The organism is Bacillus mycoides, from assembly GCF_018742245.1.
GTDB lineage: Bacteria > Bacillota > Bacilli > Bacillales > Bacillaceae_G > Bacillus_A > Bacillus_A cereus_U.
The window spans coordinates 3,974,277-3,987,413 of the sequence record NZ_CP036132.1; the positions used below are offsets into that span (position 1 = coordinate 3,974,277).

The window sequence follows — 13,137 nt, forward strand, 5'->3', positions numbered from 1 at the left end:
CTATCAATATAAAAACCCCCTCTTCAAAGTGAAGAGGGGGACATAATCGTTCCTCCTCTTATTATGCAAAACACACGTTTTGCAGGTCTTAGCACCGTTTCAAACATTTAGTTTGAAGGTTGCTGGGTTTCACAGGGCCTTTCCCTCCACCGCTCTCAATAAGAGTTTGTCTTTATTATTTTATTTATGTAGCTAAAAGGAAATGCGTTCCCCTTTTAACAATGTTTGTTAATTTTTTATAAATTTAGCATGCACAAAAATAAAAGTCAATGACACTTGCAGAAAAATAAAAAATATTTAAAATAAAGTTGCAATTCAATTATCTTTTGTTGTAAAGTTAAAAACATAATAAAATTTCATACGAACATTCTTATCTAGAGAGGTAGAGGGACTGGCCCTGTGACGCCTCAGCAACCATTAACGTTCATTCGTTAATAAGGTGCTAATTCCAGCAAATTGTGAAAGATTTGACAGATGAGAAGAAGACTCTATTCAAACTGAAAGCCTTCTTCTTAGAAGGCTTTTTTTATTTTACATTCACTTAATCGTTCACTTTACAAAGGGGGAATTTTCACATGTCAACAATCGAAACAAAACTAGCACAAATCGGGAATCGTAGCGAAACTACAACAGGAACTGTTAATCCACCAGTTTATTTCTCAACTGCTTATCGGCATGAAGGGCTTGGTAAATCTACTGGCTTTGACTATTCAAGAACTGGAAATCCAACTCGCGGTCTATTAGAACAGGCAATCGCAGACTTAGAATATGGCGAACAAGGTTATGCCTGTAGTTCAGGAATGGCAGCTGTGCTCCTCGTCCTTTCGTTATTCCGTTCTGGAGATGAACTTATTGTATCCGAGGATTTATATGGGGGAACGTATCGATTATTTTCTGAGCATGAAAAAAAGTGGAATATTCGATGTAGATACGTAAATACACAATCTATTAAACAAATTGAGAAAGCTATCACAACTGAAACAAAGGCTATTTTCATAGAAACTCCGACTAATCCACTAATGCAAGTTACTGATATCGCAAGTGTCGCAAGTGTAGCGAAAAGGCATGGACTACTTCTTATTGTAGACAACACATTCTACACGCCTTATATACAACAACCATTAACAGAAGGTGCCGATATCGTTCTTCACAGTGCAACGAAATATTTAGGTGGGCATAACGATGTACTAAGCGGACTTGTCGTTGCAAAAGGAAAAGAACTTTGTGAGGAAATTGCTCATTATCATAATGCCTCAGGGGCTGTCTTAAGTCCATTTGACTCATGGCTATTAATTCGCGGTATGAAAACTTTAGCGCTTCGCATGAGACAACATGAAGAAAATGCGAAAGCAATTGTTGCTTATTTAAATGATGAAGACGGTGTGACAGATGTATTTTATCCAGGAAGAGGCGGTATGATTTCATTTCGTCTTAAAGATGAAACATGGATTAATCCATTCTTACAATCTTTATCTTTAATCACATTTGCTGAAAGTCTTGGTGGTGTAGAAAGTTTGATGACTTATCCAGCAACACAAACGCATGCTGATATTCCTGAAGAAATCAGAACGGCAAACGGGGTATGTAATCGTCTTCTACGATTCTCCGTCGGTATTGAAAATAGTAACGATTTAATCCAAGACTTAAAGCAAGCCATTAAACTTGTAAAAGAAGGTGTAAGAATATGAGTTATTCTATAGATACACTATTACTACACAACCAATATAAACACGATACGCAAACAGGAGCTGTTAACGTTCCCATCTATAACACATCAACATTTCACCAGTTTGATGTAGATACTTTCGGGAAATACGACTATAGCCGCTCTGGAAATCCAACACGTGAAGCTCTTGAAGATATCATTGCTTTATTAGAAGGCGGGACAAAAGGATTCGCCTTTGCATCAGGTATTGCAGCGATTTCCACTGCATTTCTCCTTCTTTCACAAGGCGATCACGTACTCATTTCAGAAGACGTATATGGAGGCACTTACCGAATTATTACTGAAGTACTCTCCCGTTACGGTGTTTCACATACATTTGTTGATATGACCAATTTAGAAAAAATAAAGCAAAACATTAAACCAAATACAAAACTCTTTTATGTAGAAACACCTTCTAATCCACTTTTAAAAGTAACAGATATTCGTGCCGTTTCTAAACTTGCAAAATCTATTGGCGCTATTACTTTTGTTGATAATACATTTTTGACACCACTATTCCAGAAGCCACTTGATCTTGGCGCCGATGTCGTTCTTCATAGTGCCACAAAATTTATTGCCGGTCATAGTGATGTTACTGCCGGATTAGCGGTCGTAAAAGATGCCGAACTCGCTCAAAAAATTGGATTTTTACAAAATGCATTTGGTGCTATTTTAGGTCCTCAAGATTGTTCTCTCGTGCTTCGCGGTCTAAAAACATTGCATGTACGTCTCGAGCATTCAGCTGCAAATGCCAATAAAATTGCACATTATTTACAAGAGCACGCTAAAGTTCAAAATGTCTATTATCCTGGATTACAAACACACCTTGGATTTGATATTCAACAATCTCAAGCCACATCAGCTGGAGCTGTCCTATCTTTTACTTTGCAGTCAGAAGATGCACTCCGCCAATTTTTATCAAAAGTAAAATTACCTGTTTTTGCAGTTAGTTTAGGGGCTGTCGAATCGATTCTTTCCTACCCAGCTAAAATGTCACATGCAGCACTGTCGCAAGAAGCACGTGATGAAAGAGGTATTTCCAATTCATTACTCCGTTTATCGGTTGGTCTTGAAAATGTTAACGATTTAATATCCGATTTCGAAAATGCTCTTTCTTACGTAGAAGAACCTGTAAATGCATAGAGAGAAAAGAAGATATGAAATTAAATTTTCATATCTTCTTTTTATGCTGTCTAGCATAGTTATTTTAATGTTTTTTCTTTTTGTATAGTTCATTAAAAAATAAAAGTACATCATCTATTTCCAAGTAATGGATTAATTGATATATTAAGAAATAAAAAGGGGTAAAATAATGGATACTTGTGCAGATATTTTAATCGTTATCGATTTACAAAATGGGGTATGTTATAGCGGAGAGCATTTATTTGATTTACAAAACTTGCTTACAAAAGTAAATAAAAGAATTTCTTCATACAGAAAATTAAATAAACCAATCATTTTTGTTCAACATTGTGATGATGATTTAGTACCCGAAAAAGAACTTTGGGCTATTCATACCGATCTAGATGTTCAAGAACAAGATTTTTTTGTAAGAAAAACACATGCAAATTCATTTTATAAAACAAACTTAAAAGAAATTTTAGACAAATCATCTGTAAATCGTATTGAATTTTGCGGTGCCCAAACAGAGTACTGTATGGATGCTACGATTAAATTTGCTCACGGACTAGGATACGAAAACTTCATGGTTCAAAAAACAACCTCTACGTTAAATAATCCATTTATGTCCGCAAAAGAGACAATTGATTTTTATGAGAATATATGGAACCACAGATTTTTAAAGTTGCTAAAAGATGAGCTCTAGAATAAATGACTAATGGCTTGATCATTCTAAGATTTATCAGCTACACTCAATTGTTTCATTATCATCATAAAAAAGCTGATTACATCGGGCTTCTTTTAACCTGTTTTATATTCTATATATAACATTATGATTCCTTTGTCATATTATTTTAAAAATTTCGTATATTCATTTGAAAGAATAAGAAAATCATGATAAAATTGTGTTACGAATATATCTATATCTTCCAATTTTTAAAATGCATCAAAATTTTCACCCAAAAATGTCATTTTACAAAACTGTGCTAATTTATCTATTTTATTTACATCAGGGTCTCTTTTCTTACAATTTCTTTACTTTAGGACTCTTTTTCTGCAACAACTGTTTTCTTTTCTTTAATTTTTTGGTATGTATAGTATGGTATAACAGCTCACACGGAGGTGGAAAAGAACATGTTAGAAACCTTTCAAAAAGAAATAGAACTTTATGAAAGCAATGCAGAATTATTGAAAGTGCTTGCTCATCCTGTTCGCTTATGTATTGTAAAGGGATTAATTGAACGTGGCCCAAGCAACGTTTCTACAATGTACACAGGATTAAACATGCCACAATCTACAATTTCACAGCATTTAGCAAAGTTAAAAAGTGCTAAAATCGTTTCTAGTGAAAGAAAAGGATTGGAAATTTACTACAAAGTAGAAAACGAAACAATTATTCAACTCGTTCGCGTATTATTAGGTTAGGGACCTATAGGCAGAGAAAAAGAACGTATTTTATATTTTTCATCTCATATCTTTAATATAAATATATATCATGAGAGAAAATATATAATGCTACATAATTAAAAGTCGTATTAAAAAACAAGACACAGAAATATACTGTGTCTTGTTTTTTTCATATTGTTAAATATTGATTCAAAAGTAAATTCTTCATATCTTTCGTGTGCATAACAACATCAAAGGCACTTCCTAAGCTTCCGTTCAAAATCATAGAACGCACTGCTCGATTTCGTTTTTGAGTTTCAGAAAAAGGGTTAGTATCTTGATGGCTAGCAAGCTGATCTAATATTCCTGCTGCTAACAAAAACTCTGATTGCTTCCTATGCCATATCGTATTAATTCCTTGTAGCTCAAAATGCATCTTCAACTCATCCCAATGAACGTGCGTAGTAAGGTCCATTTCTCCTGGATATGCAAGCGGATTACGAATTAGCTTATGCTTATAATATCCTCTTAAACTTCCTTCATGATGTGCAGGATGCATCCATTCTTCTTTTGTATATCCATAATCAACTGTAATACATATACCTTTCTGAAACCATTTCGCAATCTCTTCTATATACTCTTCCATTGCAATAGGCACTTCAAAGCGCTGTCCCTCAGCAATATGAATGTTATATTTCAATAAGTAACGACCGACTCTTTTCTCTATCGGTCTAAATACTTCTGTAAGGTTTCCCTCATCTGTATACGTGATACGTACTTCATACAAAATTCCATTTCTTTTCTCAACTATATCAACAGGAAACGCATCAAATAATTCATTCGAAAAAATAATTCCTTCGAAAGACTCTCCCATTTCAATATAAGATGTATAATACGACACATTATCAAATAAACAAAGCCTCTCCTGTTGTAGCCTTCTATGAAAAGGGCTCACTTCAATAATTGAATAGTTTAAATTGATAAAGGTTTCCGGAGATAATTGTTTCCATTCTTGTAAAATATCATAGGCAAACTTTCCTGTTCCCCCACCAATCTCACAAATATTTGGAGAAACTTCTCCCTTTTCAACAAGCCGAATAAAAAACTTAGCAAAAGTCTTCGCAAATACAGAAGATACATTGCTACTCGTAAAAAAATCTCCCTGTCTGCCAATTTTTTCACGTTCTCTCATATAATACCCATGTTCCTCTACATATAATACGAGGTTCATATACGTACTATATGAAATCGAATGATCCTTTTCTTTTCCCATCCATTCTCTTAAAATGAGCTCCATCCCCATAATGACTCCTTATTGTAAAAATGGATTATTTTCTTTTTCAAAACCAATACTTGTTTCTGGACCGTGTCCACATAGCACCGCTGTTTCATCTGGTAATACAAATAATTTCTCTTCAATACTTCCAATTAATTCAGCAAAACTTCCACCAGGTAAATCCGTTCTTCCAATACTCATTTGGAACAATACATCTCCAGAAAATACAGCATTCGCTTCTTTACTATAATAAGAAATACTTCCTGGAGAATGTCCTGGTGTCTCAAAAATTTCAAAACTAAAAGAACCGATCGTTAATGTACCCTCTTCGTCAATAATATGATCTGCTGGTTTTGCTGTAATACTGCGGTTCATCATAAAAATTTGCGAGCCATTCACAGTTGCATCACCTAACCAATCCGCTTCTTCTTTATGTACGTATACGGGAATATGAAAAGCGTCTCTCACCGCATCAACAGCACCGATATGATCGAAATGAGCATGTGTTAATAAAACCGCAAGTGGTTTTAACTGTGCTTCTTGTAAATATGTAACAAGTTTCTCTCCTTCATGGCCAGGATCAAAGATAATACACTCATTTTGATCATTCGTTAAAATATAAGCATTTGTTTGTAATGGGCCTAACGGCATTTGTATCCATTTCATATGAAAATCTCCTCCAGTTATTTAATTTACTTTCAATGATACAACATTTCTTTCTCTTAGGAAAAGAAGGGGTGTTATCTCGACAATCATTTTTAAAACATGTACAATATAAAAGAGTAAATATTCTAAAAACTCATCCTAAGGAATGAGTAGACAGAGGAGGATATTGTATGGGCCTTGTTATTATTTTTACGCTAGTCACTCTGTTAGCTGTATTTGCTACGCTTAGAACACTGCGCGAAAAAAACTTATTCGCGGGCGGCTTCGCTATTGCAACCGTACTTGTTTTCGGATGGTTTACAATCATGACTGTTCTATATAATGGGTACCCACCAGCAGCTTAATCCATTTACATTTTTATTCTCCAACAAGATCTTGCATAAAAAGAGGAAGGGGACCCCTTCCTCTTCTCATTATTCACAACTTATATCATCTTCGCCTCGTATTTGTGCTTTTTTACAAGCCACGCTCCTCCAATTACACCTGCATCATTACCAAGTATTGCAATTGCTAACTTTGTGCTCTTTACAGCACGAGAGAAAGCATATTGCTCGAAATAACGTTGAATTGGCTCTAATAGTGCATCTCCAGCCTTAGATACGCCACCACCAATTACGATTTTCTCTGGGTTCAACGTACTAGCAAGGTTCGCTACAGCTAATCCTAAATAAGAAGCTACTTTTTCCACTACTTCACCTGCTAGTTCGTCACCTTGTCCAAGCGCTTCAAACACATCTTTTGATGTAATAAGCCCTTCTTCTGCTAACATAGAACGTAAAACACTTTCTTTATCTGTCTCTTGTATTTTTTGCATAGCAACACGCACAATACCTGTTGCAGAGGCTACTGTTTCTAAGCAACCCGACTTCCCGCAATTACATGGAAAAGCGTTCTCTGTAACAACTGTAATATGTCCAATCTCACCAGCAGCACCGCTTATACCATGTACAATCTCACCATTGGCGATAACACCACCACCAACACCAGTGCCAAGTGTCATACAAATTAAATCTTTTGCTCCTTCGCCAGCACCTTTCCACATTTCACCAAGCGCCGCTAAGTTTGCATCATTATCAATCACAACAGGTAATCCTGTTTCTACTTCTAGCAAGTCTTTTAACGGATAGTTTTTCCATCCTAAATTAACCGCTTCATAAATCATTCCAGATGCCACATGTACAGGGCCAGGAGCTCCCATACCAATACCAATTAGCTTGCTTTTTAATTCACCTAATTCTTCTAACTTTTTATCAATAGCTTTCGCTACATCAAGTGTAATATGTTTTCCTTGTTCATTTGTATTCGTAGGGATTTCCCACTTATGTAAAATTTCACCGTACACATTAATAAATGCTAATTTAATCGTTGTACCACCAAGGTCAACACCAACTAACCATTTCTCTTCCATGTTACGTACCTACCTTTATCTAATTCTTATTTATCTCTTTTTGAATTTCTTGCTTCAATAAAAATAAAGCTGTTTGATAGTCTTGTGGATCGATTAGCTGTGATTGATTTAATTCACGCAATTCATCTTGCATTAATTGTAAATCAGCAATTCGATCACCCGTATAAATAATCGTGCCAAATTTCTTTAACAATTGCTGAATATCATAAATGGATATCATTTTATCACCCTCTATGCTCACTTACTATAAAAAAATTATAATAAGAAAACGTTCACATATTTTATTATAATCAAGAAGAAAAAGTCTCGTCAATTTTTATTTGTCTATACAAGCCCATTTATAACCATTGTTCCTTTTTCTGTAATAATTTTCTCTACATTTTTATCAAATGGCTCTACCGGAATATGTTTCACAATTTGAAAATCATAAGCTAATGATAGCGTTTTCCCTTTATAGTGCACGAGATAACGATCATAGTAGCCACCGCCATATCCAATCCGTTCTCCTCGCTGTGTATAAGCTACTCCTGGCACGATAAGAAGATCAATTTCACACGCATTTACTTCTTCCGTAAGCGCTGGAATCGGTTCACGTAAATTCATATATACTGTTTCTAATTGGTTAAAATCACTAATTCGTCGGAAAGACATCGTTCTTGCTCCTTTATTACACTTTGGAACAACAATTTTCTTTCCTTCTTCCCAAGCTTTTTCGATAATAGGATATGTATTCACTTCTTGCTCCATCGAGAGAGTGATTCCAATTGTTTTAGCTTCAACCCACTCTTTTTGTCCATACGCCGAAACGGCAATTTGTTCCGATAAAGTTGTATACTGTTCTTCAGATAAAGAATTCATGTGTTCTATTATTTGTTTGCGTAAACGTATTTTCTCTTCTTTCACACACTTTTCCCCCTTGCAGTGACACTTTACTCTACGAGGATAGTGTATCACTTTTACGTAGAAATCGCATAAAAAAAAAGAAACAGTAGGAAAATATTCCTACTGCTTACTTTGTTTCACGGTGTAACGTAGACTTCTTGTCACGCTTGCAATACTTTTTAAGCTCGATACGCTCAGCGTTGTTACGTTTATTTTTCTTTGAGATATAGTTACGATCTCCGCATTCTGTACATGCTAGAGTAATATTCACACGCATTCTTATTTCCCTCCAGTCACTAATAACTTAAATCAGACTATACTATAATACCACTTTTAAAATAAAAATTCTACACCTTTTGATATTGTCTAATTTTTTCTATAAGGTTTTTCATGTTTTCCCTTGCTATCACTGGGTTTCTAGCATGTGAATACACCAAAAATTTTGGTTGTTTTGTATCAGAAACGATATAAGACCACTCTTTTTCTGTATATTTGAACTGTATCCCTTCAAATATACCTTCTTCTTTTCTTTCCATATCGGCCAATAATTTCCTCATTACTTTCCCTTTTTCCTTCCATGAACATACAACTTCATCATAAAGTAGATACAGTGGAGGTGATTGCTCGGCTATGCTAAGTAATGTTTTTCCTTGCAACGCTATTAATTCGAATAATTTTCCAATTCGATATAAAATATCTCGCTTCCATCTTATTTGAAAAGAGTTTTTTTCATTATGCATATAAAAGAGGAGATAACATTCCCCTAATTTCAAAGACATTGGGTAAATATTGCCTGCTGATTCGAGTAATAAATCCGGAATATCTACTTCTTCAAAATCAGTTCCTTGGTAAATATTACCGTGAGTGTCATATAATTCGAAGCGATTTCCGTGTTCAGAAAACATAAGCGCCATATTCGCCTTACTCGATTTCATCAAAGCTTTCACATGATCTTTTTGTTCACTCGCATAAACCCATGTAACTGTGCATCCAAGCCTTTGTAGAAAGAGCATAAGTAAATGTTGTAACATATCATTTCTCTTATTAATAAGAAGATGAAACTTCTGTTTTTGTATCGTTTCAATATCAATACGCTCTAACACAGCTTCTACATAATTATTTACAGAAACGTGAACTAGCTTATTTCGTCCCATTTCTTTCTCACAAGCGTAATAAAACGACTCAGACATATATACTTGTTCTATCGCTTTTTGCTGCTTATACGTTAAAAATGAGCCCTCCTTACCATACAATTGTATAACAATCCCTCTTTCGCTTTCCACTTGAACGAAAACTCCACCTGCACATTGCAAATTATGAATGGCATACTGAAAAAGCGACTCATTCATTTCTTTACATTCCATCGTATGAATCCCGCTGCCATGAATGGCATGGAGGAATAAATTTTTAAAGGAAGTTGTTTCTATATTTTCCTGACTTCCAATCAATATACTCTCTCCTTGGGCAAAAAGAGATCCATAAGCCATTGCAACTTTCACAATAAATTGAGGAGTAATTTCAACATTACCCCTTCCTACAATCCGGCTTTTTTGTAACCACCCTGCACTCTTTTCACTCTCTTTAACACCGGCAGAACCTACTATCGAATGACTATCTATCTCCTTATATGGCCATATTTTCCCTTTTTGCTTAATTACTGTACTTTTCCCTATATGACAATGGTCCGCTACAATACTTTTTTGAAAAAGTGTAACATCATCTTCGACCATTGTATGATCTCCTATTGTTGTTTCTAGCAACTCACAATTTTTTCCTATATGAGCGTTTGCTAAAATGATGCTTTTTTGCAGATGAGAATAACTTGAAACGATACTATTTTTCCCTATAATAGAGTACGGTTCAATTACAGCCCCCGCACCAATCATTGCTCCTTCTCCAATAAAAGAAGGACCATGAATTTTCGTTCCTTTTCCTATCGTTACACCTTCTCCCATCCACACCATTGGTAATACTTCTGTATATGGAATAGGCACCTTCAATTTTTTCGTCAACAAATCGAATTGAGCTTGCCGATATTGATCAAATGTACCAATATCTAGCCAATAGTCTTCTGATAAATATGCAAATAAAGCATTTTTATTCGCCAATAACGGAAACACATCATGACTGAAATCCGAAAATTCCATGGATGGTATGTAAGAAAAGATTTCTGGCTCCATTATATAAATACCTGTATTCACAATATTAGAAACTACCTCATTCCAGCTCGGTTTTTCTATATATCGTATAATTTCTTGTTCTTTATTCATTACAACTAACCCAAATGAGAGTGGGTTTTCTACTTCTTTCGCAAACATCGTTACCATTCTCTTCTTCTGTTCATGAAATGCAATTCCTTCTGATAATTGAAAGTCAGTTAATGCATCCCCACTAATAACAACAAATGTTTCATCTAAAAAACTTTCCGCTTGCTTAATGCTCCCTGCTGTTCCAAGCGGAGGAGAATCTTCAAAATAATACAAATTAACTCCCCACTTACTACCATCACCAAAGTATTGCTTAATGGCAGTACTCATATATTGAACTGTAATTGCAATTTCACGAATACCATGCTGACGTAATAATTCAATATTATATTCAAGAACTGGTTTTTCTAACAATGGTAACATCGGTTTTGGAGTATTACATGTTAATGGTCTAAGACGTCTCCCTTTTCCTCCAGCTAAAATAACCCCCTTCATATACTTCAGCCTCCACTTATATAATGTTCAAGAACTCCGTATATCATTTATCCCACATTAACTGCAGGAAAAGTCTGGTTTGGTATGATCTAACAATCAGTGAGAGACAGCCCCACTAATTAAAGCCTCACTTTATGAATAAATGTACCTTTTAACTCCCGATAAAAAAGAAAGCGCTTACCATTAACTTAGTAAAATAATTAATAAGACGTAACTAACACATATGTATTTATTTTTCCATTAATTATGATACATCTTATCATCATAGACTAAAGGAAACAACGAGCTTTTTTTGTCATGTTTTGACTAAAAAAAGCAGGTGATTTCTCATCACCTACTTTTTCCTCTACTCATTCAATAAATAATGCTTTCCTTTTACTAAATAAAATACATTCTCAGCAATATTTGTAACATGGTCTGCTACACGCTCAATATATCTTGCAACAAAGGATAGTTGTGTAATTTGTGTAATCGCTTCTGGTTGTCCAGGGACAGAGGAAATAAATTCACGAATCGCCTTCCCATAAATTTCATCAACTGAATCATCCATTTCAGCAATTTGTTTAGCAAAAGTTAAATTTTCTTGCTCATATGCTTCTAATGCTAAATTTAACATCTTATGAGCAATCTCAAACATTTCCTCAAGATTCCGCAAGCTAACGACCACTTCTTTTTCACCAAGACGAATTGTTGATTTCGCAATATTAACAGCATGGTCTGCAATACGTTCTAAATCTGTCGCTGTTTTAATTGAAATGAAAATCCTTCTTAAATCACTTGCTACAGGCTGCTGCTTTGTAATAAGCATAAGCGCAAGGTCATTTATTTCCTCTTCTAAATTATCCATGTGATAATCCCCATCAATGACTTCTAACGCTTTCTCTACATCCCTGCTGTGAAGACCTTCCATAGCAATCAATAAAGCTTCCCTTGCTAACTCACCAAGCTCAATCACCTTTTGCTGTAACGTTTTTAAATCACATTGAAACTGTTCTCTTACCATCGTTTCTTCCCCCTCAATATTATGTGCCATTTTATATAAATCCCCTATCCAGCCTCTTGTACGTTTATTAAGCCTTGAGAAAAGAGAAATATTACTCCCCTATTAGAATGAGGTGAAAGTGAGAAATGCCCTCGGTTAAGGGGGCATTTACTCTTAGCCTTGCTAGCGATATCAACCAAATCGTCCTGTAATGTAGTCTTCTGTACGCTTATCTGTAGGTGTTGTAAATAATTTGTTCGTATCTGTATATTCCACAACTTCTCCACTTAAGAAGAAAGCAGTTTTATCTGAAATACGTGCTGCTTGTTGCATATTGTGCGTTACGATAACAATACTAAAGTCTTTCTTTAACTCCTGAATTAGTTCTTCTACTTTTGATGTTGAAATTGGGTCTAGCGCCGATGTTGGCTCATCCATTAAAATTACGTCTGGCTCAATCGCTAAGCAGCGTGCAATACATAGACGTTGTTGCTGCCCACCAGATAAACCATATGCATTATCGTGCAAACGATCTTTTAACTCATCCCAAATGGCTGCTCCGCGTAAGCTTTTTTCAACGATTTCATCAAGTGTTTTTTTGTCACGAACACCATGGATTTTCGGACCATATGCTACATTTTCATAAATAGATTTTGGGAATGGATTTGGCTTTTGGAATACCATACCCACATGCGTACGTAATTCTTCAACCGGATATGACTTTTCGAGTATGTTTCGTTCTCTATATTCGATAACGCCCGTAGTCCGAACGATAGGCACTAACTCTACCATACGATTTAGTGTTTTTAAGTACGTTGATTTACCACAACCACTTGGACCGATAATCGCTGTTACTTCATTCTCATGAATACTTAAGTTGATATCTTTTAAAGCGTGGTCTTCTCCGTACCATAAATTTAAATTTTTCGTATCAAATACCACTTTTTTTGGTGCTGTCTCAATCTTTTTCTCGTTTTTCACCTGTACATTTACTACTGTTGCTACCATTTG

14 protein-coding genes and 2 riboswitches are annotated in these 13,137 nt (G+C 35.2%); of the genes, 5 read left to right on the forward strand and 9 right to left on the reverse strand.

Features of this window, described 5'->3' with window-relative positions; genetic code table 11:
- Window positions 1-55: 55 nt before the first annotated feature.
- A riboswitch (SAM riboswitch) is annotated at window positions 56-165 on the reverse strand.
- Window positions 166-367: 202 nt separating this feature from the next.
- Window positions 368-481: riboswitch (SAM riboswitch) on the forward strand.
- Window positions 482-575: 94 nt separating this feature from the next.
- The 4 genes from metI to EXW56_RS20380 all read left to right on the forward strand — a co-directional run bounded on the left by metI (window position 576) and on the right by EXW56_RS20380 (window position 4,249).
- Window positions 576-1,688, forward strand: coding sequence for a cystathionine gamma-synthase/O-acetylhomoserine thiolyase (metI, locus tag EXW56_RS20365; protein WP_215596895.1), 1,113 nt, complete (start codon window positions 576-578; stop codon window positions 1,686-1,688).
- Window positions 1,685-2,848 carry a cystathionine beta-lyase gene (metC, locus tag EXW56_RS20370; RefSeq protein ID WP_002199351.1) on the forward strand — a complete coding sequence of 388 codons (1,164 nt, stop codon included), beginning with the start codon at window positions 1,685-1,687 and terminating at the stop codon, window positions 2,846-2,848. The genes metI and metC overlap by 4 nt, the downstream gene beginning before the upstream one ends.
- A gap of 169 nt (window positions 2,849-3,017) precedes the next feature.
- Entirely contained in the window at window positions 3,018-3,530 is a 513-nt protein-coding gene (locus EXW56_RS20375) for a cysteine hydrolase family protein (protein WP_002199350.1), read from the forward strand.
- 428 nt (window positions 3,531-3,958) lie between these two features.
- Window positions 3,959-4,249, forward strand: a complete 291-nt coding sequence (locus tag EXW56_RS20380; RefSeq protein ID WP_000894375.1) for an ArsR/SmtB family transcription factor — start codon at window positions 3,959-3,961, stop codon at window positions 4,247-4,249.
- 151 nt (window positions 4,250-4,400) lie between these two features.
- On the opposite strand, the gene EXW56_RS20385 is transcribed toward EXW56_RS20380, so the two are convergent.
- Complete coding sequence (locus tag EXW56_RS20385; RefSeq protein WP_199659684.1) at window positions 4,401-5,513, reverse strand: class I SAM-dependent methyltransferase; 1,113 nt, start codon at window positions 5,511-5,513, stop codon at window positions 4,401-4,403.
- 9 nt (window positions 5,514-5,522) lie between these two features.
- Window positions 5,523-6,152 carry an MBL fold metallo-hydrolase gene (locus tag EXW56_RS20390; protein WP_002015137.1) on the reverse strand — a complete coding sequence of 210 codons (630 nt, stop codon included), beginning with the start codon at window positions 6,150-6,152 and terminating at the stop codon, window positions 5,523-5,525.
- A 170-nt stretch (window positions 6,153-6,322) separates the two neighbouring features.
- On the opposite strand from EXW56_RS20390, the gene EXW56_RS20395 reads away from it, so the two are divergent.
- Window positions 6,323-6,496 (forward strand): DUF2759 domain-containing protein, encoded by a 174-nt coding sequence (locus tag EXW56_RS20395; RefSeq protein WP_002111850.1) that lies wholly within the window; start codon window positions 6,323-6,325, stop codon window positions 6,494-6,496.
- A gap of 80 nt (window positions 6,497-6,576) precedes the next feature.
- On the opposite strand, the gene glcK is transcribed toward EXW56_RS20395, so the two are convergent.
- The 7 genes from glcK to pstB all read right to left on the reverse strand — a co-directional run bounded on the left by glcK (window position 6,577) and on the right by pstB (window position 13,134).
- The gene (glcK, locus tag EXW56_RS20400; protein ID WP_002145726.1) at window positions 6,577-7,560 is read right to left on the reverse strand and encodes a glucokinase; all 984 of its coding nucleotides are present in this window, start codon (window positions 7,558-7,560) and stop codon (window positions 6,577-6,579) included.
- Between the two features lie 19 nt (window positions 7,561-7,579).
- Complete coding sequence (locus tag EXW56_RS20405) at window positions 7,580-7,780, reverse strand: YqgQ family protein (protein ID WP_002173470.1); 201 nt, start codon at window positions 7,778-7,780, stop codon at window positions 7,580-7,582.
- A 104-nt stretch (window positions 7,781-7,884) separates the two neighbouring features.
- Complete coding sequence (locus tag EXW56_RS20410; RefSeq protein WP_002160469.1) at window positions 7,885-8,463, reverse strand: 5-formyltetrahydrofolate cyclo-ligase; 579 nt, start codon at window positions 8,461-8,463, stop codon at window positions 7,885-7,887.
- Between the two features lie 106 nt (window positions 8,464-8,569).
- Window positions 8,570-8,719, reverse strand: coding sequence for a 50S ribosomal protein L33 (gene rpmG / locus EXW56_RS20415; protein ID WP_001265616.1), 150 nt, complete (start codon window positions 8,717-8,719; stop codon window positions 8,570-8,572).
- Window positions 8,720-8,789: 70 nt separating this feature from the next.
- The gene (locus EXW56_RS20420; RefSeq protein ID WP_215596896.1) at window positions 8,790-11,144 is read right to left on the reverse strand and encodes a sugar phosphate nucleotidyltransferase; all 2,355 of its coding nucleotides are present in this window, start codon (window positions 11,142-11,144) and stop codon (window positions 8,790-8,792) included.
- Between the two features lie 346 nt (window positions 11,145-11,490).
- The gene (phoU, locus tag EXW56_RS20425; RefSeq protein WP_033716820.1) at window positions 11,491-12,147 is read right to left on the reverse strand and encodes a phosphate signaling complex protein PhoU; all 657 of its coding nucleotides are present in this window, start codon (window positions 12,145-12,147) and stop codon (window positions 11,491-11,493) included.
- Window positions 12,148-12,318: 171 nt separating this feature from the next.
- The gene (pstB, locus tag EXW56_RS20430) at window positions 12,319-13,134 is read right to left on the reverse strand and encodes a phosphate ABC transporter ATP-binding protein (protein ID WP_002199341.1); all 816 of its coding nucleotides are present in this window, start codon (window positions 13,132-13,134) and stop codon (window positions 12,319-12,321) included.
- Window positions 13,135-13,137: the final 3 nt, after the last annotated feature.